At 46.3% G+C, this 22,747-nt stretch carries 18 protein-coding genes; 9 read left to right on the forward strand and 9 right to left on the reverse strand.

Features of this window, described 5'->3' with window-relative positions:
* Window positions 1-62: 62 nt before the first annotated feature.
* From ACYVE4_RS01650 to fucP, 3 genes are all read right to left on the reverse strand, one after another.
* The gene (locus tag ACYVE4_RS01650) at window positions 63-983 is read right to left on the reverse strand and encodes an ROK family protein (RefSeq protein ID WP_460995075.1); all 921 of its coding nucleotides are present in this window, start codon (window positions 981-983) and stop codon (window positions 63-65) included.
* A gap of 93 nt (window positions 984-1,076) precedes the next feature.
* Window positions 1,077-1,961, reverse strand: a complete 885-nt coding sequence (kduI, locus tag ACYVE4_RS01655; RefSeq protein WP_460995077.1) for a 5-dehydro-4-deoxy-D-glucuronate isomerase — start codon at window positions 1,959-1,961, stop codon at window positions 1,077-1,079.
* 224 nt (window positions 1,962-2,185) lie between these two features.
* Window positions 2,186-3,448: an L-fucose:H+ symporter permease gene (gene fucP / locus ACYVE4_RS01660; protein WP_460995079.1), complete on the reverse strand. Its 1,263-nt coding sequence runs from the start codon at window positions 3,446-3,448 to the stop codon at window positions 2,186-2,188.
* A 313-nt stretch (window positions 3,449-3,761) separates the two neighbouring features.
* Between fucP and clpB the strand changes: the two genes are divergently transcribed.
* From clpB to ACYVE4_RS01675, 3 genes are all read left to right on the forward strand, one after another.
* Window positions 3,762-6,383: an ATP-dependent chaperone ClpB gene (gene clpB / locus ACYVE4_RS01665; RefSeq protein ID WP_460995081.1), complete on the forward strand. Its 2,622-nt coding sequence runs from the start codon at window positions 3,762-3,764 to the stop codon at window positions 6,381-6,383.
* A 189-nt stretch (window positions 6,384-6,572) separates the two neighbouring features.
* Window positions 6,573-7,169 (forward strand): TetR/AcrR family transcriptional regulator, encoded by a 597-nt coding sequence (locus ACYVE4_RS01670; RefSeq protein ID WP_460995083.1) that lies wholly within the window; start codon window positions 6,573-6,575, stop codon window positions 7,167-7,169.
* Between the two features lie 36 nt (window positions 7,170-7,205).
* Entirely contained in the window at window positions 7,206-8,360 is a 1,155-nt protein-coding gene (locus tag ACYVE4_RS01675; RefSeq protein WP_460995085.1) for an FAD-dependent oxidoreductase, read from the forward strand.
* Window positions 8,361-8,393: 33 nt separating this feature from the next.
* On the opposite strand, the gene ACYVE4_RS01680 is transcribed toward ACYVE4_RS01675, so the two are convergent.
* On the reverse strand, window positions 8,394-9,215 hold the full coding sequence (locus ACYVE4_RS01680) for a DUF5694 domain-containing protein (protein WP_460995087.1): 822 nt from the start codon (window positions 9,213-9,215) through the stop codon (window positions 8,394-8,396).
* Between the two features lie 230 nt (window positions 9,216-9,445).
* Here ACYVE4_RS01680 and ACYVE4_RS01685 point away from each other — a divergent pair, with 230 nt between their 5' ends.
* Window positions 9,446-10,762: an aminotransferase class V-fold PLP-dependent enzyme gene (locus ACYVE4_RS01685; protein WP_460995089.1), complete on the forward strand. Its 1,317-nt coding sequence runs from the start codon at window positions 9,446-9,448 to the stop codon at window positions 10,760-10,762.
* 65 nt (window positions 10,763-10,827) lie between these two features.
* Here ACYVE4_RS01685 and ACYVE4_RS01690 read toward each other — a convergent pair whose 3' ends face one another.
* The gene (locus ACYVE4_RS01690) at window positions 10,828-11,634 is read right to left on the reverse strand and encodes an SDR family NAD(P)-dependent oxidoreductase (RefSeq protein WP_460995091.1); all 807 of its coding nucleotides are present in this window, start codon (window positions 11,632-11,634) and stop codon (window positions 10,828-10,830) included.
* A 164-nt stretch (window positions 11,635-11,798) separates the two neighbouring features.
* Here ACYVE4_RS01690 and ACYVE4_RS01695 point away from each other — a divergent pair, with 164 nt between their 5' ends.
* From ACYVE4_RS01695 to ACYVE4_RS01705, 3 genes are all read left to right on the forward strand, one after another.
* Entirely contained in the window at window positions 11,799-12,779 is a 981-nt protein-coding gene (locus tag ACYVE4_RS01695; RefSeq protein ID WP_460995093.1) for a Gfo/Idh/MocA family protein, read from the forward strand.
* A 313-nt stretch (window positions 12,780-13,092) separates the two neighbouring features.
* Complete coding sequence (locus tag ACYVE4_RS01700) at window positions 13,093-13,428, forward strand: PadR family transcriptional regulator (protein WP_460995094.1); 336 nt, start codon at window positions 13,093-13,095, stop codon at window positions 13,426-13,428.
* Window positions 13,425-16,061 (forward strand): ABC transporter permease, encoded by a 2,637-nt coding sequence (locus ACYVE4_RS01705; protein WP_460995096.1) that lies wholly within the window; start codon window positions 13,425-13,427, stop codon window positions 16,059-16,061. The genes ACYVE4_RS01700 and ACYVE4_RS01705 overlap by 4 nt, the downstream gene beginning before the upstream one ends.
* A gap of 39 nt (window positions 16,062-16,100) precedes the next feature.
* On the opposite strand, the gene ACYVE4_RS01710 is transcribed toward ACYVE4_RS01705, so the two are convergent.
* The 4 genes from ACYVE4_RS01710 to ACYVE4_RS01725 form a co-directional block, all read right to left on the reverse strand.
* Window positions 16,101-17,168 carry a hypothetical protein gene (locus ACYVE4_RS01710; RefSeq protein ID WP_460995098.1) on the reverse strand — a complete coding sequence of 356 codons (1,068 nt, stop codon included), beginning with the start codon at window positions 17,166-17,168 and terminating at the stop codon, window positions 16,101-16,103.
* Window positions 17,165-17,803: an ABC transporter ATP-binding protein gene (locus ACYVE4_RS01715; protein ID WP_460995100.1), complete on the reverse strand. Its 639-nt coding sequence runs from the start codon at window positions 17,801-17,803 to the stop codon at window positions 17,165-17,167. Before ACYVE4_RS01715 ends, ACYVE4_RS01710 begins: the two co-directional genes overlap by 4 nt.
* A 37-nt stretch (window positions 17,804-17,840) precedes the next feature.
* Window positions 17,841-19,952, reverse strand: coding sequence for a TonB-dependent receptor (locus ACYVE4_RS01720; protein ID WP_460995102.1), 2,112 nt, complete (start codon window positions 19,950-19,952; stop codon window positions 17,841-17,843).
* Between the two features lie 69 nt (window positions 19,953-20,021).
* The gene (locus ACYVE4_RS01725; RefSeq protein WP_460995104.1) at window positions 20,022-21,095 is read right to left on the reverse strand and encodes an L-dopachrome tautomerase-related protein; all 1,074 of its coding nucleotides are present in this window, start codon (window positions 21,093-21,095) and stop codon (window positions 20,022-20,024) included.
* Window positions 21,096-21,246: 151 nt separating this feature from the next.
* On the opposite strand from ACYVE4_RS01725, the gene ACYVE4_RS01730 reads away from it, so the two are divergent.
* Window positions 21,247-22,236, forward strand: a complete 990-nt coding sequence (locus ACYVE4_RS01730) for an amidohydrolase family protein (RefSeq protein WP_460995106.1) — start codon at window positions 21,247-21,249, stop codon at window positions 22,234-22,236.
* Window positions 22,237-22,347: 111 nt separating this feature from the next.
* Window positions 22,348-22,695: a hypothetical protein gene (locus tag ACYVE4_RS01735; RefSeq protein WP_460995108.1), complete on the forward strand. Its 348-nt coding sequence runs from the start codon at window positions 22,348-22,350 to the stop codon at window positions 22,693-22,695.
* Window positions 22,696-22,747: the final 52 nt, after the last annotated feature.

Raw genomic sequence — 22,747 nt, forward strand, 5'->3', positions numbered from 1 at the left:
ACGATACGGGTGTCTAGTCGTAAGAGACCCGTATCGTTTGCTGATTTACAGGCAGGGGATGGCTACATCAACGCAGCGCCAAATACACCCGCACTATCACCTAGTTTAGGTTTCAGAAATAGTGTATCAAGCTTTCCATTATTAAACGCATATTTCTTAGCTCGTTCAACGCCTTCCGTGTAAAGTAGATCAACGTTGCCAACGCCACCACCCAACACAATCGCATCTGGATCGATCATGTTAACAATCGTTGAAACTGCCCGTGCGAAGTACTCTAGTAATCGTTCTACAGTAGCTTCTGCATGAGGATCGATTCGTTGCTGATATCGCTCCAGAATTTCTTTCAGATTTCGACTTTGTCCACTTTGCTCCTGATAAAATCGCTGTAAAGCAGGCCCGGAAATCACCTGCTCATTGCAACCTCGTTTACCACAGTAGCAAGGATATCCGTTCTCTTCCAGGATGTTATGGCCCCATTCGCCCCCGATCCCCTGTCGACCCGCCTGAACAACAGCCTGACCGTCGAGACCGCGAAAGACAACACCACCTCCTACGCCGGTTCCCATAATCACGCCGAAAACAATTCGGAAATCGGGAATTACATCCTGTACACTACCCATCGTTGCTTCAGAAAGGGCAAAGCAGTTCGCATCGTTCGTCGTTGTGACGGGTACGCCAAGGGCTCGAATCAGATCATCGCGGAAGGGCATTCCGTTGATGCAGGTCATGTTCGAGTTTTTCATGGTATTGGTCGTCGGATCGAGCGTGCCGGGTGTGCAAAAACCGATTTTATCGGGTTGAATACCAGATTCAGCTTTAAGCAAATCGACTAGCTTGACAATCTGGCGAATAATATGTTCGTAGCCAAGATGCGCTTCGGTGTCAATTCGTTTACGGATGAGGACCGCATCTGGGGAGGGGGCCGTTAAAATTACGCCTTCAATCTTGGTGCCGCCTAGATCGACACCCCAATACGTTTGCATTTGGGTAAGGTTTCAGGTTTATTATGTCAGGTTTCAAGTTCTCCAGTTGCAGTAGAAAAAACTTGAAACGTTAAACCTGAAACCTGAAATGGACTAACGAAGTTCGGTGATCGGACTGAAATCCATATCGCCATAATCGAGGTTTTCGCCCGCCATGCCCCAGATGAACGTATAATTCGATGTACCTGCGCCCGAATGGATCGACCAGTTGGGCGAGATAACGGCCTGCTCATTCTGCATCCAGATATGGCGCGTTTCCTGCGGTTGTCCCATAAAATGGCAAACGCTTTGTCCTTCAGGTACTTCAAAATAGAAATACACTTCCATTCGTCGATCATGCGTGTGTGCGGGCATCGTATTCCAGACACTACCTGTTTTTAGCTCTGTCATGCCCATTTGCAACTGGCAGGTTGGTAATACGCTGTTAACCAGTAGCTTATTGATAGTTCGATGGTTCGCCGTTTCCGGGCTACCTAAGGTGACTACCTCCGCATCGGCTCGCGACACTTTTCGGGTGGGGTAGTTGCGGTGAGCGGGCGTTGAATTCAAATAGAATTTTGCCGGTTGGCTATCGTCGTGCGACAGAAATTGAACATCCTGCGTTCCCTGACCGATGTAAAGTGCTTCTTTGTATCCCAGATCGTATGAGACGTTATCAGCTACAACTCGACCAGCTCCCCCCACGTTAATAATCCCTAATTCACGACGTTCCAGAAAATAAGCGGCTTTGAGCTGTTCTGGAGCTACAAGTTTCAGGGGACCATTTATAGGCATAATACCTCCTGTCAGATAGCGATCGAAAAAGGAAAGTGTCCAGCGAAACTGATCGGCAACGAACAGACTTTCAATGAGGAAATTCTGCCGGAGTTGCTCGGTCGTCATCCCTTTTACTTCGTTGGGCGAGGAAGCATATCGGCTTTCAAAAACCAGTTCCTGTTCGGTGCGGCTATCGGCCAGCGGGGTCAATTCAGTTTGCATATACACATCGATTGCCCGCAAATGACAGGGCAGTTAAGCGTTTTGCTAAGTAAATAAGAAATGACTGATTTCAGTCCGTAAAGAAATAGTCTGAAATAGACTTATCATACTCGTTGTTTACGGAGTATTTTCGGGATAGGAATTTTTCCTGCTGAGGAACGAAATTACACGAATGAGTTACGCAGGAAGCTTCAGGATACTTCGTTCCTCGGCAGGAAAAAAAGCTACTTCACTTTATAGAATCTCGCACCAAATAAGAAAATAACCGCGTAGCAGATGACGGGTAAATAATAAGCGGCAGCTATATCTTTATCCGCAATTTGGCCCATCAGCGGGGGGAACAAAGCACCACCAACAACCCCCATTACGATATACGAAGATGCTTGCTGGGTATGTTTTCCTAAACCTTTCAGACCCAGGCTAAAGATTGTCGGGAACATGATGCTGAAGAAGAAGTTCAGCATAATCAGAGCAATGAACGAGACTAATCCCCAGCTTTGAGCAATCAGCAGACACATGGTTATGCTACCTAAAGCAAAGAACGCCAGCATTTTATTGGGAGCGATATAGCGCATCAGGAAGGTGCCCACAAATCGCCCAATCATCATCATTACCATGCTGAAGGAAAACCAATAAGCGGCATTTTCAGCCGTAAAGCCCATTTTTTCGACACCGTAGTTGATGAAAAAGGCCCACGTACCACCCTGTGCGGCTACATTGAAAAACTGAGCAATAGCAGCCCAAATGAAATGCGTATGGCCAAACAGTCCTTTCGGTGCCTTCAGAGTGGCTGGGTCAGTTGGTACGGCGTATGAATCCGCTTCAGCTTCGATAGCATGAGCATCCTGAACAGCAGGAACTTTTACGAAAGAGAAGGCCACGGCGATAGCAAGAATTACCGATCCAATCACAACGTAAAGCATTTTGACTGACTCCAGATCGTTAGAATGCTCCTGCCCCCCACGAAGAATAAAATAACCCCCAACAAGTGGCCCAATAACTGCACCCAACCCGTTGAACGACTGAGCGAAATTGATACGTTGATCGCTGGTACGCTGATCGCCCAGACCCGCTACGAAGGGGTGAGCGACCGTTTCCAGTGTCGCCAATCCACACGCAAGCACGAACAAAGCGCCCCGGAAAAAGCCAAACGATTCGGCATTGGCTGCGGGAATAAATAGGAAAGCGCCCAGTGCATAAAGGCCTAATCCGAGTAAAACGCCGTTTTTATACCCGAATCGTTTCATGAACAGACCCGCCGGAATTCCCATCACGGCATACGCACCGAATATGGAAAACTGCACCAGGCCCGATTGAGCTTTTGACACGTGCAGTACATTCTGAAAATGCCGGTTGAGCACATCGCCCATGGTGATAGCGATGCCCCAGAGCATGAATAGGGATGTGACAAAGACCAGCGTAACAAGGTATTTCTTTTCGGTAAACGCGGCTGTTTTTAAGTTGCCTGCGGTGGATGCTGCCTGCATAACGGTAGGTAAAATGAGTAATTAACGTCCCATAACATGGATTTGTCTGGAACGGGCCAGTTGATTTAGCATCAATAAGACGTTCCTGGTAGTAAAATACCCTTTTAAGCTCATCGATCTTTGTGCCATTCAAACTGTAATCAGGCCAAGGTACATAGATAAACATGTAAAATCGTCAAGAAAAATCTAAGACAATGTGTCGCAGTTTCTGCTGTAAAGAATGCATTTTCGGTCAAAATGTCTGAAAAACTAGGTCGGCCCGTGATTTGTTACAGTATGAGTAAACAGTAAATAACCCAATACCTGCTTGGTCATGGATTTCAAGAATTACACCATCAAAGCACAAGAGGTCGTACAAAAAGCGTCGGAGATCGCGCTTGGAAACGGCCAGCAAGCCATTGAAACAGGTCACCTGCTCCAGGCGATTCTGTCGGAAGACGAAAACGTAGTTGGCTTTATTGCCAAAAAATCGGGAATTAACCTGCAAAATACCAGTGGTGCCGTACAGGCCATTCTGACGACCTATCCAAAGGTTTCGGGCGGTAATGGCGGTGTTTACCTGAGTAATGATACAGCCACAGCCTTAGCCAAAGCCAGTGCCTTGACCAAAGAATTCGGCGACGAATTTGTGAGCGTCGAGCTGATGCTACTTGGACTCATGGCGGGCAAAGACCAAATTGCGACGTTATTGAAAGATGCTGGTTTCAACGAGAAACAGACGAAAGCAGCCATCAACGAACTTAGAAAAGGAAACTCGGTGAAAGACCAAAACGCAGAAGCAAAATATCAATCATTAGAGCGGTATAGCATTAACCTGAATGAACGGGCTCGTAAAGGTAAAATCGATCCGGTAATTGGCCGCGACGAAGAGATCCGGCGGGTTCTGCAAATTCTGAGTCGCCGTACCAAAAATAACCCGATTCTGCTTGGCGAACCGGGCGTCGGGAAAACCGCTATTGTCGAAGGATTAGCCCAGCGTATCGTGTCGGGCGATGTTCCTGAAAATTTGAAAAGTAAAACCATCGTCTCGCTCGATATGGGTCTGCTGATTGCAGGCGCTAAGTATAAAGGCGAGTTCGAAGAACGTCTGAAAGCCGTTATTAAAGAAGTGACCGACTCCAATGGGGAGATCGTTCTGTTCATTGATGAGATTCATACACTGATCGGCGCGGGTGCTGGTGGCGAAGGCGCTATGGACGCTGCCAATTTGTTGAAACCGGCCTTGTCGCGTGGTGAATTGCATACGATTGGCGCAACGACGCTGAAAGAATATCAGAAATACATCGAGAAAGATAAGGCACTCGAACGTCGTTTCCAGGCCGTAATGGTCGATGAACCTGACACCGCTGATGCTATTTCGATCTTACGCGGTATCAAGGAAAAATACGAATTGCACCACGGCGTTCGCATTAAAGATGATGCTGTTATTGCTGCTGTTGAACTGTCGACGCGCTATATTACCGACCGTTTTCTGCCCGATAAAGCCATCGATTTGATGGACGAAGCCGCTGCTAAACTTCGGCTGGAAATGGACTCCGTTCCCGAAGAACTCGATGAATTGAACCGGCGGATTATGCAGTTGGAAATTGAACGGGAGGCCATTCGTCGGGAGAATGATAAGGAAAAAGAGACGTACCTCAACCGGCAGATTGCTGATCTTAGTGAGCAACGTAATGAGCTGAAAGCGAAGTGGGAAGGTGAAAAAGCGTCGGTCAATGAAGGGCGTACGCTGAAAGAACAACTCGATCAGTTACGGTTCGAAGCTGAACAGGCTGAGCGATCGGGTGATTACGGTAAAGTGGCCGAGATTCGTTATGGTCGCATTCCGGAAATCGAAGCGAAGCTGAATACCTTATCACAGGAGGGTTCCGATAAAGATTCGTCGGATCGGATGATGCCGGAAGAAGTAACTGCCGAAAATATTGCCGAAGTTGTGGCTAAATGGACGGGTATTCCGGTATCGAAAATGCTCCAAAGCGACCGTGACAAACTGCTCAATCTGGAAAAAGAACTGGGTAAACGCGTAGCTGGTCAACAGGAAGCGATTGAAGTTGTTTCGGATGCCGTTCGTCGGAGTCGGGCTGGTATGCAGGACCCCAAACGGCCAATTGGTTCATTTATCTTCCTCGGTACAACCGGCGTAGGTAAAACTGAAGTCGCCCGGACGCTGGCTGAATACCTCTTTAACGACGAGAATGCGATGGTCCGGATCGACATGTCAGAATATCAGGAACGTCATGCAGTAAGCCGACTAATCGGTGCTCCTCCGGGATACATTGGTTATGACGAAGGTGGTCAACTGACCGAAGCTGTCCGTCGGAAACCGTATTCGGTGGTATTGCTTGACGAGATTGAAAAAGCACACCCTGATGTTTGGAACATCCTGCTGCAAGTACTTGACGAAGGCCGTTTGACCGATAATAAAGGTCGTGTCGCCAACTTCAAGAATACGATCATCATCATGACGTCGAACATTGGTAGCCACCTGATTCAGGAGAAATTCGCCGAAGACGAAGGCTGGAACCACACGTTGGTGCTTGAAGAGGCCAAAACCGCGGTGATGGAATTGTTAAAACAGACGATTCGCCCTGAATTCCTGAACCGAATTGACGAAATCGTAATGTTTGAGCCACTGACGCAGGCCAACATCCGCAAGATTGTGGACATTCAGTTCAGCGAAATCAAAAAGCGACTGGCTGAAAACGGTATTCAACTCGATGCCACCGACGAAGCATTGACCAAAATTGGCGAAGAAGGTTTCGACCCAATTTTCGGCGCCCGTCCGCTGAAACGGGTATTGCAACGCCGAGTACTAAACGAACTTTCAAAATCCATCCTGTCGGGTGAAGTCAAAAAAGATTCGGTCGTTCTAATGGAGTTAAACGATGATGGTGAAATCGCTTTCACAAATCTGGACGCCGAAATAGAATTATAGTTAACAGATAAGAATGCAAAGCCCGGTCGCTGCAAAGTGGCCGGGCTTTTTTGTTTCCATAGTATTCTGATTGTCAGAGTCTCTATTTGATTCATCAAATTGATTGGGTATAGAAAATCGATTAAATTTTTAAGTAAATGAACGTTTACTTACTATTGTCGTTAATAATATAAATCAGTCGATCAACTTATGAGACCGAAAAATCTGGAGAAAGAAGAAGCGATTCGTACCATAGCGCTACAGATCATCGCTGAAGAGGGGTTGGAAAATTTGAGTATGCAGAAACTGGCTAAAGCAGCTAATATTTCACCCCGGACGATTTATATAAAGTACGAGAATAAAGAGGATTTCCTGATCAAACTTTTCATCGATGAAGTGCTAAGCGCTTACGAAACGGCTGTGCTGGAAAACTTTGATGAAATGATGGATTTTGCGTTGGGCGTTCGAAAAATATGGCTAAATAGTTTTCAGTATTTCATTGCTAATAAACAGTCATTTGCCTTGATGCAATATGGTCGATCATCGCCCTTATTAAATAAGGCATTTCGGGAAAGGAATATTGAAGAAGGACAGTTTTTTGCTCCGATTCATCGCTTCTTTGACTATCATAGTTCAGCCGGTCTCATTCAAAAATTTCCTTTTGAAGTACACCGGGCTTTATTGTTTGCTCCGCTTCTGGATTTGGTCAATGAATACGTCGAACATGCCAATCGGCCCCGGCAAATTATTACCGAAACAATCATTCTGGAATGCGCTGATTCGGTTGTAAAAGGAATGATGATCTGATATCATAAATACAACCATTAGTTAATAAACAAACCAATGAACGCAATCAACAATAAAAAGATAGCCATCGTCGGTGGAGGTCCAGGCGGTTTAACACTTGCCCGACTTTTGCAGCAAAAAGGCGCTACCGTAAACGTCTACGAACGGGATGTAAATAAGGATGTTAGAGTACAAGGGGCCACGCTGGATTTACATGAAGATTCGGGATTATTAGCCCTCGAAGAAGCCGGTTTAATGGATGCGTTTAGAGCAAATTATCGACCAGGAGCGGATAAAATGCGCATTGTTGACAAAGCTGGAACGATCCTGTTAGACGAAGAAATAAATGAAGAAGGCGAATTATTCAGACCGGAAATTGATCGAGGGCCATTACGGAAAATTTTACTCGAGTCGTTACAACCTGATACGGTAGTTTGGGATAGTCAATTTGTATCGATGGAGCCAGTTGGAAACTCCTGGAAACTGACATTTAAAAATAATACATCAGCGTTAGCTGATATTGTAATTGCAGCCGATGGAGCCAATTCGAAAATACGCCCATTTATTACGCCAATCCGTCCATTTTATTCAGGCGTTACAATGGTTGAAGGAACAGTTTATGATTCAGCCACAGCAACTCCTGCTATGCATGCGTTACTGGATGGCGGAAAAATATTCGCCATGGGCGATGAAAAAACATTAATTGTTAGTTCCAAAGGCGATGGTAGCCTGGTGTTTTACACAGGTTGCAAAACAGATGAACAGTGGGTGCACAACAGTGGAGTCGATTTTAGCGACAGAGCGCAGGTTATTGCCTGGTTTCAGCAGGAATTTTCAGCATGGGATTCGAGTTGGCTCGAATTATTCGAAAACGCCAACGTCCCATTTACTCCCCGCCCGCAATATTGCATGCCACTAGACCAAACCTGGGAATCATTACCGAATCTAACGATGCTGGGCGATGCGGCTCACCTGATGCCACCGTATGCTGGAGAAGGCGTAAATATGGCTATGCAGGATGCGTTGGAATTAAGCCGTTGCCTGACTAGCATTGAGTTCTCAGATACGCAGGGAGCCATAGCTGCTTATGAAAATCAGATGCGTGCCCGAGCTGCCGAAATAGCGAAAATGACCCTGGAGCAAACCGATTCAATGCATTCGCCAACAGCACTTACCAATATGCTTACGATGTTCAATCCGGATCATAACTGATTTTGAACGTTTGATAATTGGAAAAGAATCAAATTATTTCAATACATCCGCTAATTCGACTACTTCGAAAAAAGGATGCATTTGAAAATAGTGGCGAAGCGGTAGCATGTGTGACGAGCCGAACAGCACAATATGCAATTTATCCGTTGGCTCAGCTGCGCGCAGAATGTTCGTAAAAATCTTGGCGTTGCGGTCGTACCAACTCGTAATAAATTCAACGCCCGTATAATCATTATCATAGCCCGATGCAGGTGCGTAGACGAAGTAATCCGCTCGGTTACTGGCATCGTATTCAGCCGAGTTGACATACAACAGGAAATCCTGGAGCGTATTTCCTGTTAACTTTTTAGTCTTTTTCGGATAAGGATAAGTTAGGCTAAGCAGTTTGTAAGACGCTATTTTTCGGAGCGCGGCAGAGTCTTTATTCGCTCGTTTTTCAAATGCGTCGAGTTTGGCGTAGGGGAGGGGTTGTTGATGATCGACGCAGACTACGTATGGTAAGCCCGCCTTACGAGCCGTTCTCATTGCTATCTGGAAAATCTCATTGCTTAGTCGGGTAGTATCAAGTTTACCTTGCCGATATTTCGTATATAGACTGTCCCAATGAGCTTGCCGATCCGGTTCGTTTTCGATGAAAATTTTGTCGGGTTTTAGGCGGGCTAATTGGCTCGTTAACTGTTGAATTTCCTGTTGGCGTGTTGGAGAAAACAGATCAGGAAAATCGGTTTTGCCTCTATCAACCGTTTCCCCAAAATGAAATGTACCCAGCAATAGAATCTTAATTTTGGGCGTGGGTTGCGCATAGATAGCAGAAGTAATCAGCAAAGTAGCTAGTAAAGAAAAAAGTCGATTCATGTACGATGGCTGCCGAACGTTGAGTCAGCGTGTAGGTTATATATTTCTAAATAGATAGCGCTCAAAATACTCAATTTCTGCCAAGAATAAATTGGATAATGGCAGAAAAACCGCATTTCAAGGAAGCAAATGGCCTTTTTTGTAGAAGAATCTAGTGTTAATGGATTGATATATAATTCGAAACGTGTAGCTTTACCGTGTAGCCTTCATTCTCACATATATACAGCCTTATGTCTACTCGCCGATCGTTTTTTCGCCAATCCGCAGCGGCAGCTACTGGTGCTCTTACGCTTCCAACGTTTCTTCCCGAAGCCTTTGCTCAACCGTTTGCCAGCGCCGATGCCGGACTAAAATCGGCGGCTGAATGGGCGAAGGATGAGGATTTTTGGTCGTGGGTAAAATCGGAATATACCGTATCGCCGAATCTGCTAAATCTGAATAATGGCGGGGTTTGTCCCCAGCCGAAAGTTGTTCAGGATGCACACATTCGGTTTTACCAGTATTCCAATGAGGCTCCATCGTATTATATGTGGCGAATTCTGGACCAGGGACGTGAATCGCTCCGCGAAAAACTCGCTGATTTGGGGGGCTGTTCACCCGAAGAAATTGCCATAAACCGCAACGCTACCGAAGGATTGAACACCGTTATTTTCGGACTAAATCTGAAAGCAGGTGATGAGGTTGTGCTGACCAAACAGGATTATCCGAACATGCTGAATGCCTGGAAGCAACGCGAAAAACGCGATGGTATTAAGCTGGTTTATTTGAATTTAGATCTGCCTAGCGAAGATGAGAATGCCCTGGCCGAGCAATACATCAAGGCATTTACGCCTAAAACAAAAGTGGTTCACGTAACCCACATGATTAATTGGATCGGGCAGGTGATGCCGGTTCGAAAAATTGCGGATGAAGCGCACAAACGCGGTATCGAAGTGATTGCCGATGGAGCGCACTCCTTTGCCTTATTCGACTTTAAAATCCCTGATCTCGGTGCTGACTATTACGCGACCAGCCTGCATAAATGGCTCTGTGCGCCGTTTGGTAGTGGTATGTTGTATATCCGACAGCCGAAAATCAAAAATGTGTGGGCTTTATTATCGAATAATGAGCCGGACGGCCCCGACATTCGCAAGTTTGAAAGTTTAGGTACGCGCTCATTCGCATCGGAAATGGCGATTGGAACTGCAGTTGATTTTCACAATAGCATTGGGTCAGCGCGAAAATTTGCACGGGCGCATTACCTCAAAAACTACTGGATGGAGCGGGTAAAAGACCTCCCCGGTGTGAAAATCCACACGTCGCTCAAGCCTGAATTTGCCGGAGCGGTGGCCTTGTTTTCTATCGATGGCATGAAAACCAGCGAGGTTGACGGCCAGCTACTAAACAAATACAAAATTCATACGACGGGTATTGATTGGGAAAACATTCACGGAGTGCGCGTAACTCCGCACGTTTACCATTCCCCCAAAGACCTGGATCGACTAGTAACCGCCATCACGGCCATGTCGGAGAAGCAGGCGATGGCCAGCAAGCAGAAGAAAAGCTAGTCTGATTAATAGAATCAAATGGTTAAGCCCGTGGGACACAAAGTCGAACCCACGGGCTTAACCATTTATGATTTGCTTTGATCGACGGGTTCCTGTTGCTTGTCCATCGAAGCGGCCACCATGCTATCGGGCATCACATTGCTCATAGCCATTTGTAATTTATTTTTCAGGCCCGATATGACTTTGTCATCGCCAGACATCAGCGCTTCATAACCATCTTTAGCCACACCAGCAGGGTCAGCCAGATCTCCTTTTTGAACGATTTTAGACGATTCCATCTGCGCTTTGTGGAAGAAATCGGTGTTTGTGGCCCCAGGTTGTAGAGCCGTAATAGTTACGTTCGTATCCTTGACTTCCTGTCGAATTGCTTCGGTGAACGAAAGAACAAAGGCTTTGGTAGCGTGATAAATCGCTTGCCACGGTCCTGGCGTTTGACTGGCTATAGACGCTAGATTAAGGATTTTACCCTCGTTTCGGGCAACCATCTCCTGTAGGAAAAATTTGGTCAATACGACAGTAGCCGCCATATTAAGTTCCATTATTTCCAACTCTCGTTCGAGATCGTTATCGACGAAAAGTCCGTATTGACCCTGCCCTGCGTCGTTGACAAGCGCGTTAATTTGTATTCCTTTCGCGTTTATTTCCTGATATACCTCAAAGGCGTTCTGTCGCTTGCTCAAGTCTTTTGAGATTGTTGTTACCTGGATGCCATATTGCTGGCTCAGCTCGGAAGCAGTTTTATCGAGCTCCTCCTGACTACGGGCGACAAGAACAAGATTATAGTTATCGTTGGCGAATAATTTGGCCAGTTCATAGCCAATTCCACTGGTGCCCCCCGTAATGAGGGCATACTGTTGTTGAGTAGTTGTCATAACGTGTAAGTAGATAAGAGTAAACATAACCCCCGTCATAAATGCATGTTAGTGATTGCCTTTTCTAGTTAGGAAATGGGCTTTCAATTCGTAGAAAATGAATAGATTCGGCTCGTATCTGCTTTTATAGGCGTTGTTCAGAACGAATCAAGTTGACACTACACATGGACCAAATCAATTGGGGTATTATTGGTTGCGGAGATGTAACCGAGGTAAAAAGCGGACAGGCATTTAATAAAGTACCGCATTCAAAATTGGTCGCAGTGATGCGACGGGATGCTGCGAAAGCCGCCGATTACGCCAAGCGACACAAGGTGCCAACCTGGTACGACGATGCCGATGCACTAATTAATGATCCTAATGTCAACGCCGTTTATGTAGCAACACCACCGGGCAGCCATGCCGATTATGCCATTCGCGCCCTGCGTGCCGGGAAGCCGGTTTATGTTGAAAAGCCGATGGCGATGAATGCTGCTGAATGTGAAGCCATGAATCAGGCAAGTCGCGAAACGGGCAGGCCATTATTCGTAGCCTTTTATCGCCGAGCGCTTCCTTACTTTTTAAAAGTGAAAGAGTTGGTTGACCAAAAGGTAGTTGGCGATGTTCGCTACGTGAATGTCCAGTTAAACTGGCAGCCCGCCGATCGAGAACTTGGCAAAGGCCCCGAACCGAATTGGCGGGTTACACCGGCTATTTCGGGGGGAGGCCTTTTGCATGATTTAGCTTCCCACCAGTTCGATTTTCTGGAATACGTAGTTGGACCTTTAAAAAGCGCCAGGGGCATTTCCCGGAATCAGGCTGGATTATACGAAGCCGACGACATTGTGATGGCCAATTTCGAATTCGAATCGGGGGTATTAGGAACTGGAAGCTGGTGCTGGACCGTGAACAAAGAGCAACGTCTGGAACAAACCCAAATCATCGGTTCCAAAGGCAAGATTACCTTTTCCTATTTCGAGAATTTCATTATCAAAGTAGAGACCGAATCCGGATTGGAAGAAATCACCGTTCCATTTCCTGAGCACGTTCAGCAACCGCTGATTCAACTTATTGTCAATGAGTTACGGGGTGAAGGCAAAAGCCCCAGCACAGGCGAAACGGGTGCCCGCTCCAATATGATCCTCGACTGGATAACCGCTCGCTAGCATAACTGCGTAGGCTTCTCGATTAGTAGTTTTTGGTTGTTGCGTCTCCATGGCCTTTCCTGTTTCATGCTGACGAAGATATAAGCATCCCATCAGAGGAGTTGATTAGTCGTTGATATCATGTGAAAAGTTTACTAATTGCTGTTATAGGATAGAATAAAAAATTTTACATACAAATACTGAATTAATTAAACTGATTATACATACATTTGATGAATTAATATCCAGAAGCGATGAGTTATGATCGAAAAGTGATGGACTCGCTGACATAATCATGTTACTCATCACTTATCGTTCATCACTATTATATTTTATGAAAGGAACCAATCTGGGCGAGTTTGAAGAACTGGTTTTGCTGACCATTGCTGCCTTGGTGAACGATGCCTATAGCGTAGCGATTTGTGATGAGCTGGAAAAACATACGGGCCGAGCAGCTAAACTGGGCGTTGTTCATGCTGTACTGAATCGATTGGAAGAGAAGGGATTGGTGAAAAGTCGGATGGGCGATGCGACCAGTACGCGGGGCGGTAAACGCAAACGGTACTACGAAGTAACGCATGCCGGAAAAGTAGGACTGATGAAAGCAAAAGAGGTACGTCAATCGCTCTGGAACATCATTCCCGGATTCAATCTGGAAGGATCAATATGAAACAAAAGACCAGTCCGCCAACTCAATCTGTTCCGCCCCGTTGGGCGCAGCGACTGCTTAGCTGGTATTGTCGACCTGAAATACTGGAGGATTTGCAGGGCGATCTGAACGAATATTTTGAGCGGAATTTGATCGCCAAAGGTGCTCATCGGGCTAGGCTGATTTATTGGCTTGACGTCCTGAAATTCTTTCGGCCCTATACCGTTCGTAAACCTGATTTTATTAACCTTTTCATTCACTGGATCATGATTGGCAGCTACCTCAAAACCTCCCGGCGCAGTCTGGTGCGCAATAAATTGTTCTCCTTCATCAACATCGTTGGCTTGGCCGTCAGTATGTCGGTTGGTTTACTGGTCATAGCTATTGTCATTGATTTGAATTCTTATGATGATTTTCATGTCAAAAAGGATCGAATATATCGGGTATTCAGCAATTTCCAGACACCCGAGCAGCCGCCGATGCAACTGGCATCGACCTCGGTGAAAGTTGGTAAAAAAATCCGGGAAACGATGACCGGCGTTGAAGAGGTCGCGATTTTGCGGAATGGATTTGGTGGAGATGCTACGGTCGGTGAAACGATAATTCCTCTTGGGGGGCTGTATGCAGATGCATCATTTTTTAAGGTATTTACTTTTCCATTACTGGAAGGGAATCCGGCTACGGCATTAAAAGAACCGTATTCGCTGGTGCTGACTGAAAAAACGGCGAAAAAACTGTTCGGCGATGTCAATCCTGTAGGTAAAATCGTCCGCTTTGATACACTGAATTATACGGTAACGGGTCTATTAGCTGATATTCCCAAGCTTTCGCATATTCAGTTTGAGGCTTTAGTATCCTTCACTACCGCCGATATTCGGCTGGCTAAGCAGGACCCTAATTTTTATGGTTGGGACAATATCTGGCAGAATTATGTGTACTGTGTTCTGCCAGAAAACGGAAATACGGAGGCCTTGAAGGCTAATCTGAATAAACTCAACAAAGAGGAAAATACCCATCTGGTGAATCGAACAATTTCGGTCGGGCTTCAGCCACTCAAGGAAGCCGCCTTGGGGCGAAAAATGTCTAACCCGATCGGGCCTAGTATGCCACCGATTGTACTCTGGATATTGGCAGGTTTGGCGTTTGTTATTATTCTTTCGGCCTGTTTCAACTACACCAATCTGTCGATTGCGCGTTCACTCCGGCGGTCGCGGGAAGTGGGTATTCGCAAAATTATTGGCGCTTTAAAAAGTCATGTGCTGGGTCAGTTTATGGTCGAATCAGTGATTATTGCGTTGCTGGCACTCTCCGTTTCTTTTGCCTTGTTTTTATTACTGCGGACTCAATTCCTTTCCCTCGACCCGCATCTCGACGAGTTGGTTGCCCTAACGCTTTCTCCGCAAATTATCCTTTATTTCATCATAATGGCCGTGGTTGTTGGGTTGCTTGCAGGCTTCTTACCAGCCGTGTTTTTCTCCCGAATCAATGCGCTTCAGGTGATTAAAGATGTAACGTCGATCAAAGTGTTTCGTCGCGTGACGATGCGTAAGGTACTGATTGTTGTTCAGTACATGTTCTCTCTAATTTTTATTGCAACCACACTAATCGGCTATTCACAGTACCGGAGTTTTGTGACCTTCGATTTGGGTTACAATACCGAGAATATTCTAAATATCAAGTTACAGGGAAACAAGGGCGATGTACTGGTAAAGGAATTGTCAGAAATTCCTGCGATTCGGGAGATAGCCAGATCACAAATGGTAACAAGTCTGGGAAGTATGGGGGGGACAACCATGAAATATCGCAACCCGAATGATTCTGCCATGGTCTGGACGAATATGGTAGATGAACATTATTTGCCGATTCATAAGCATAAACTGCTGGCAGGAACTAATTTTCGGCTACGACCAAAGCAAGGCGAAGAATCTGAAGCGATTGTAAATGAGCAGGTTTTGAAACGATTCAATATTGCCAATCGTAACCCCGAAAAAGCGATAGGCCAAGTTGTTACGGTCGATAAGAAAAAGCTCACGATTGTGGGTGTCTTGAAAGACTTTCATTACGGAACCGTAGAAAACAAGATCGAACCCGTTATGTTTCGTTATTCGACCGATGGGGGTTATTTGAACGCCAGGATTATTTCCACGGATATTCCGGCTACTATGGCGCGAATTGATGATGTGTGGAAGAAAATCGATAAAGTGCACCCATTGGAAGCTAAATTCTATGACGATCAGATTGAAGAAGCCTACCGTCAATTTTCAATTATGGTGAAAATTATTGGCTTTGTTGCTTTCCTGGCCATCTGCATCGCCTTCCTGGGACTATTAGGTATGGTTGTCTTCACAACGGAGACCCGGCTAAAAGAAATTAGTATTCGGAAGGTGCTGGGTGCCAGCGAAGAAGGATTGATTTATTTATTAAGCAAAGGGTTTCTGAGTCTACTTTTGTTAGCGGCCTTTATTGCGCTTCCCGCTACGTATCTCGTTTTCGACCAGTTTATTCTCACCAACTTTGCTTATCATCAGCCGATTGGTCTAAGCGAATTGCTGGTCTGCGTATTAATTGTACTGCTACCCGCTGGTTTGTTGATTGGTTTCCAGACGCTAAAGGCCGCAAGAAAAAACCCGGCTGCAATATTGAAAAGTGAATAGGATCGGTATACTCCTAAATTCACTGAATTATTGATTCAGTTACCTAAACGACCGATAGCCAAACCAAACGGCTCCTAACCAACCTAATCCTAGCCATGTGCCTACGGGCAGGCCAAACATAATGGCTAACAAGCCAACAATGAATCCCGAAAAAATTCCTGTAAGCCATCGGTCGGGTAGAATGTCACGGTTGTAGGCGTAGGTATGCATGAGCAATAACCAGCCCCAGCCCGTCAGCCAGAGCCAGATCACATAATCCAGGCGAATCTCGACTGGGCAGTTACGGATCAAAATTAATAGCTCGGGTAGCCACAAGAGACCATGAGTGAGGCTGTGTCGACTAAGACGTTGGGGCCATGAAAAGGGTAGATTAGGAAGAAGTAATAGGTATTGTCGTTCAAACGTGCGTATCTGATTGCCTACTTGCGAATGGCCAAGTACTGCCATCAACAAACCAATAAGCAATAGGCGCTGGTCGTAATCATCAGTTGGATAAAGGCGACAGACGCCCGCTAGTAGAAGTCCCGAAAATGCTTTTGTTAGAACGAGCGACAGAGGTTCATAACGGAGCCAATACGTTGGGAAAAACAATTCATACGGAATCTTAAAGGTCAGGCTTGGCAACTGGATCGCTTCGGGACTCGGATGACGGAGACGATAATCGTTGAAGGCGGCTCCCGATACAATCAAACATAGTACGTAAATGAGGATTGCGCTCAGAGAGTCCCATTTCTGATACGTTGCCGCTATCTGAATCATCCAGACTGCGTACGCGAGAATAGGGGCAAGGAGTGCGGAGTGTATTACCAGCCAAAGCGTCAGGCGCTTTGGCGTAGGTATTAGCCAAAATGTTTGCAGAAACAAGTGTTCGGGCGCTCTCAGCTCCTGCCGGACGAATGACGTAGTTTTCAGCCAATACAAACTCCACAAAACAAAAATAAGTCCTAGTAGAAATGGCGATCCGAGCGCGGCTGTGATTAGGGCTTTGTGTTCGCGTGCACTCAAAAAACCGAATGCTAACAGAATGACTACCAGAAATGTACCGGCATTACGGGCGTAGAACGGACCCACAAACACCCGATTCAGAAACGATAGCATCCGACTCATTCCATTACGGGCTTTATCTGTCCCTCGCCAACCTGCCAGATACCTGTCAGCTCAAGACCTGTCAAACTAACATCTTGGTGAGACGTCAGTAAAAAGGAAACGCCATGATCCTGAATGAGTTGGCGAATGTGAGCGAAGAGATTGGCGGCTGTCGCTACGTCTAATGTCGTCAATGGCTCATCCAGTAGTACAAGTTTGGGCGAACCTAACAAGGCTAGCATCAACGACAATTTCTTAAGCATACCGCTCGAAAACGTTCCGGTTGGTTGTGTCCAGAATGCATTGACGCCCAATATGTAAGCCAGTTCGTCTACCTGTCCTGCCGGAGATTGTTTGGCTTTACCCACAAATCCGACCAGATCGCGTGGCGTCAGGAATGTTGGATAGAGTGGTTCTGCTTCAGCATAATTAACCCGCATCCGATAAGCGACCGGATCACGATTAATTTCGTATTTACCTGCCAGAACGATCTCACCCGAAAAAGGAAGCAGACCGGCGACGGTACGAAAGAACGTGGTTTTGCCGGAGCCATTTCCACCCCGGAAATAATGGATACCCGATTGAAGTTGTAACTCAGGTACTGTCAGAACGGTGCGACCGTTGTAGGCTTTGGTAAGATTCGTGACGGAGAGCAAAATAGTTTCAGAGGTTACAGACTGCTCATCATTTTTCTTACCATTTCACACTTAACCGGATGCCGCCAAGTGCGTTACGGCCAGGGGCGGCATTGTAGTATCGGTTGCCAACGGCATTGAGATCGTAGCCGAGCGAATATTGGCGATCCAGTAAATTATCACCACTGGCATATACATCAAGCATCCAGTGCTGGCCTAGATTTTTGCGGAATCCAAGCGTAGCCTGTAACAATTGGGTTGGATTGGATAAGGCTGTATTGGCGTCGTTTAGCTGAAATTCCAGCAAAAATTGATAGGTTAAATGCGCGTAGAATCCAGCGCGAGTTTCCATGTCGACACCCGTGACATTGGCGGTTGGCGCTACACCCGGAATCCGGTTGTTCGACAGATCAACGCTTCCTTGCTGGTAATCGCGATATCGATAATTGATGAGGGCAAGGCTATTCCATAAGCGCAACAGTGTAAAAGTCTGAGTGCTGGAAAAGGACGATGGTAGAACGAAATCGTAAGCCAGTTGCGCTTCCAAACCAGGCTGATCTGTACGACCTGCATTGATAAAATAATCGGCTCCGGCGGCATCTGACCGGCGAACGATGGTTTCCTTTAGCTGTAGTTTATAAAGCGCGATATCGAACCGTAAATGATTGTGAAGAGCGGATCCACGAATTCCAACTTCATAATTCGTTCCTCGTTCGGCGTTCAGCGTAGTACTGAATCCACCCGCCGAAGGATGTACTTCCTGACTCGATGGAGCCGAATAACCTGTGCTAATGCTGGCATAGGCTGACAAGTTTGGCCCAAACGTTCGGAGCAACGCAACGCGCGGTAGCCAGACGGGTGTAAAATTACGGGTAATCATCGCCGTTGGTAATCCGCCCGTACGGGTCATAAACCGGGTGAAATCATACCGTACATCGTTTCGACTCAGGCCAGCCGTTAGCCGGAAATGGCCGGGCAATTCGGTTTCGGCCTGGGCAAAGAGCGTTGTTTGTCTTGAGATCAATTCTTCGTCGGTTTGAATTGTATCGGCGACACCGCCCCGGTTTCCAAAATTCCGAACGACCATAAAATTCCGCAGTAATTCGGCCCCTACGGTTATAACTGTCGGCAGTGGACTATTGGGAAAGCGGAATTGAGTAACCGTACGACCGCCTAATCCCAGATCTGTCCGCTTTTCGTAATTCGTGATAAATGGATTGGCAAAGTCGGTCGTCGATCCGTAGATCACGGTTGTGTTTTGAATTCGGTCGCTCCATTTGTATTCGTGCGATAACCCGAAATAGCCCAATTTCTGATAAATGCTTGCTCCTTGAGCGGCACTGCTGGGAAGTGTAGCTGTAGCCGGACGTGAAGCGCGCGGGTTTGCCAAGAACTGCGCTTCGGTTAGGCCGCCCGGCGTCTGATAGCGCAGATCGGAATACAACGCTAATACGGAGACAGTTCGTTTAGGGCTGACATTGAAGGAAGCAGTCAGACTTAAATTATCGCGAACCATCGCACTCTGATCGCGATAGCCATCGCTTTGTAAGTGGTTGTAGCTGAGTGAAATGGCCGAGTTGTTTTTGCCTGTCTGTAAGGCGATTCCATTGCCATACAAACCATATGATCCGCCAAGCGCCGACACTTCAATGTTGCTTTTATTGGTCGGAACAGATAGGCCACTGAACAAAATAGTACCGCCCGTACCAGCCCCGTATAAACTTCCCGATGGCCCTTTAATTACTTCAACCCGACCTAATGATCGGATATCCAATGCATTCAAAGGTGTATTACCACCCGCATCGGTTAGCGGTAGTTCATTCCAGTACGTTTTTATATTCCGAACCCCAAACGGTGATCGAATCGCACTTCCCCGAATCGCCAGCCGATAACTCCCTGGCGACCGTTCGTCGGCCCGTACACCGGGTACTGTATTGAGCGCAGGAATAATTGTCGGTATACCAAAGCGTTGATTCAAATCCCGACGAGTGAGCAAGCCAACCGATGCGGGCGTTTCTAATAACCGACGGTTCGTCGCATATCCCCGAACCACAACCTCATTGAGTTGAAGCGTATCGTCTAATGAACCAGGAGCCGAATCTTGTGCGAAAAGAGTAATGGAACTGAATAAAAGTAAACAAAACGTCGATGTAGCGTAGCGGTTGAGCATAAGGCTAGAGGAATGTCATGTAAAAGTACGCTGGAATAAGGGAATCTGGTATTCGCATTGTGGTTAAACCTAATTCGGCAACTTAACCCGGTAAAGCCGAAATGGATAATCGACTTTATCCTGTCCGTCGTTGTATCGTTTGCCACGCTGGAGTTGAGCGGCTGTAACATAAAGATATCCATCGGAGCCAATGCCAAAGCTGTCAGGCCAGAGCAGGCGATCATCCTGTACGAGCATTTTAAGTTGGTTGTTCGGCGTGAAATAGCGGATGGCTTTATCCGGCGAATCCGTCAAAAAAACGTTCCCGGCTTTATCGGCAATCATACCATGCGAGACGCCCGTTTCACCCATAACTTCCACATAAGATGATAGTTCGGTAGGAGAGAGGGAAACATTTGCCAAATGATCTACTGCAATCCGAAACAGCTTCGTTTGGGTGATCGGTCGAAAATAGAGGTACTTGAAGTCGTGGGTTAGCGCAATCCCGTTGACGTTACTGCGAAACGGATTTCCTTTGGCATCCCGAACGTCTTTGTCATCAATACGAAGCACAAAATTGGGGTCAGCTTTGGTTGATTTGTCAGCTTCCAACACAGTTCGGCTTTTCCCCGATTTCAGATCCAGAATAACAATAGCTCCCCGGCCAGGATCAGATAAATACGCCAATTGTCGACGGGTATCGATCTGAACATCATTCAATCCTGTTCGTTCGCGGGGTAAATCCTCAAACCGATAAATTTTCTCAATCTTATTTGTCGATAAGTTGATTTTCAGGAGCTTATTACCTTCCGGGAAAGACTTCATTCCGGAAGGCGCAGCGGGATCTAGTACCCAGAGTGCATTCGTTTGATCGACGAACAGAGCTTGAACGTTAATGAATCGGTTTTGCGGATTGAGCGAATCCCATTGATTCCATTCAGCGTTTGGATAAGGGACTCGTTTCCCATTGATGATTTCTGCCAATCCATAATCGTAGTCAGTAGGCGACTTTGGAAACGTAACAAAAAGGCGATTGGTCTGCGAAACGCCTAATCCAATGCACTGGTGTTTGCCGAATTCCGCAACCGTTTCCAGTTTAGCCGATTGAGCCACTGAAACGAAAGAAACAATCAGAAAAAATAAGCTAAAGAAACTAGTTTTCATACGATGGATGTATAAGCTGTTTACCGATTTTGGTTTGGTCTGAAACGGCAGTTGGTTAACCAGAAAAAGGACATTTTTGATATAGAGTTGACCTTTTTATCATATAGTATGGATCAAACATTTCCCGCTTTTTTGCGAAAAAACCTATCTAATGAAAACAATTTACTACGCATTAGTTCTGCTGATGGCTGGTGTCCGGATCAGCGTTGCGCAAACTGATCCTCCGAAACGACCACTGCCAATCATTGATGTGCACGTCCATGCGATGAAGGTCAATCCGAGTTTTAGCCTTGAAATGTGCCCCTGGTTCTTACGCGATATGCCCGGTGGCGATCCTAACCAGCAAATGCGTGCTTTTCTGAATACGGACTGCGTTGATCCATTGAAACCGGCCAAATCGGATGCGGAAATGCAGGCCGCCATACTCGAAACCATGAAACGGCTGAATATGACGATTGTCGCGTTTGGTGATCCAGCGATATTGCGTCAATTAAAAAAAGGTGCTCCAGGTCGGGTAATTGCTGGAATTGGCGTGAGTTCTCCCAATGATATGACTGTACAGGCCTTTACTGATTCCCTATCGTCGGGCTTCTATCAGGTGATGGGCGAAGTCGCTCCTCAATACCAGGGACTTTCGCCAAGCGACATGAGTCTGGACCCTTATTTCGCTGCCGCTGAAAAGCTGAATATTCCGGTCGGCATTCATATGGGAACGGGCGGAAACGGAATGGCGAATATTGGTCAGGCTAAATACCGGGCTTCATTGGGCCGACCGTTTTTGTTGGAGGATTTGCTGGCTCGCCATCCGAAACTGAAAATATGGGTTCAGCATGCTGGTTATCCCATGATCGACGAAATGATTGCGCTGATGGGGGCAAACGCTTATGTGTACGTCGATCTGGCCGGATTTATCTGGAGTTATCCGCAAGCCGAAATTCATGCCTACCTCAAGCGACTGGTACAGGCTGGATTTGGCAAACGAATTCTGTACGGAACGGATTTTATGATGTGGCCTAAGTTGTTCGAAACCTCTATCAGCGTAATTGAAAATGCAGACTATTTATCATTCGATCAGAAGCGGGACATTTTGTTTAACAATGCTGTTCGATTCTTTCGGTTAGATCCCAACAAGTTTAAATAAGCGTTGTGATGGAACCAGTAGATAATTCTGTAGTTTATTGGTAGAATGTTTTTTTGCAGGACTTGGTTATTGGGGATAGAGACATTAGCCAAGTGATTTATTAGTAAACCGGTGAGTACACAGGACGCAAAACGAATCATTGAATTACTTTCTTCCGATTGGCAGATTGGGGATTATGGGAGCGAGCAGAAAAAGTATGCTCGCTACACGAAAGTGATTGCTGATTTGATTGCTGCAACGCACAGTATCGATTGGTCGGCCCTGATGCTCGCTAAAATCATTAACCAGGCGAAAACGGGCCGCGAATCGTCGGACTGGATCGAACAGGAGATCCGTTTTGAAGCCCTTGCCGCTGCGATGGGTCTGCGTTCGGAATACCTGCTGTATGACTTGAAAAAAGGAGCGGGTAGTGATGAATCGTTGGACCTGTATAATAGTCGTTTGAAACGCCTGGTTTGATTGCAGATTCGACTACTATGAGAATAAAAAAGGCCGGTTCGGAGCTGTTAAC

This window comes from Spirosoma harenae (assembly GCF_054776975.1).

What these genes read in the sequence shown, in the direction of transcription:
- ACYVE4_RS01705 (WP_460995096.1), top strand. Translation starts at nt 13,425, where the DNA reads ATGAAACAAAAGACCAGTCCGCCAACTCAATCTGTTCCGCCCCGTTGG.
- ACYVE4_RS01700 (WP_460995094.1), top strand. Translation starts at nt 13,093, where the DNA reads ATGAAAGGAACCAATCTGGGCGAGTTTGAAGAACTGGTTTTGCTGACC.
- ACYVE4_RS01710 (WP_460995098.1), bottom strand. Translation starts at nt 17,168, where the DNA reads ATGAGTCGGATGCTATCGTTTCTGAATCGGGTGTTTGTGGGTCCGTTC.
- ACYVE4_RS01720 (WP_460995102.1), bottom strand. Translation starts at nt 19,952, where the DNA reads ATGCTCAACCGCTACGCTACATCGACGTTTTGTTTACTTTTATTCAGT.
- ACYVE4_RS01690 (WP_460995091.1), bottom strand. Translation starts at nt 11,634, where the DNA reads ATGACAACTACTCAACAACAGTATGCCCTCATTACGGGGGGCACCAGT.
- clpB (WP_460995081.1), top strand. Translation starts at nt 3,762, where the DNA reads ATGGATTTCAAGAATTACACCATCAAAGCACAAGAGGTCGTACAAAAA.
- ACYVE4_RS01695 (WP_460995093.1), top strand. Translation starts at nt 11,799, where the DNA reads ATGGACCAAATCAATTGGGGTATTATTGGTTGCGGAGATGTAACCGAG.
- ACYVE4_RS01725 (WP_460995104.1), bottom strand. Translation starts at nt 21,095, where the DNA reads ATGAAAACTAGTTTCTTTAGCTTATTTTTTCTGATTGTTTCTTTCGTT.
- ACYVE4_RS01670 (WP_460995083.1), top strand. Translation starts at nt 6,573, where the DNA reads ATGAGACCGAAAAATCTGGAGAAAGAAGAAGCGATTCGTACCATAGCG.
- ACYVE4_RS01730 (WP_460995106.1), top strand. Translation starts at nt 21,247, where the DNA reads ATGAAAACAATTTACTACGCATTAGTTCTGCTGATGGCTGGTGTCCGG.
- ACYVE4_RS01650 (WP_460995075.1), bottom strand. Translation starts at nt 983, where the DNA reads ATGCAAACGTATTGGGGTGTCGATCTAGGCGGCACCAAGATTGAAGGC.
- ACYVE4_RS01685 (WP_460995089.1), top strand. Translation starts at nt 9,446, where the DNA reads ATGTCTACTCGCCGATCGTTTTTTCGCCAATCCGCAGCGGCAGCTACT.
- fucP (WP_460995079.1), bottom strand. Translation starts at nt 3,448, where the DNA reads ATGCAGGCAGCATCCACCGCAGGCAACTTAAAAACAGCCGCGTTTACC.
- ACYVE4_RS01680 (WP_460995087.1), bottom strand. Translation starts at nt 9,215, where the DNA reads ATGAATCGACTTTTTTCTTTACTAGCTACTTTGCTGATTACTTCTGCT.
- ACYVE4_RS01675 (WP_460995085.1), top strand. Translation starts at nt 7,206, where the DNA reads ATGAACGCAATCAACAATAAAAAGATAGCCATCGTCGGTGGAGGTCCA.
- kduI (WP_460995077.1), bottom strand. Translation starts at nt 1,961, where the DNA reads ATGCAAACTGAATTGACCCCGCTGGCCGATAGCCGCACCGAACAGGAA.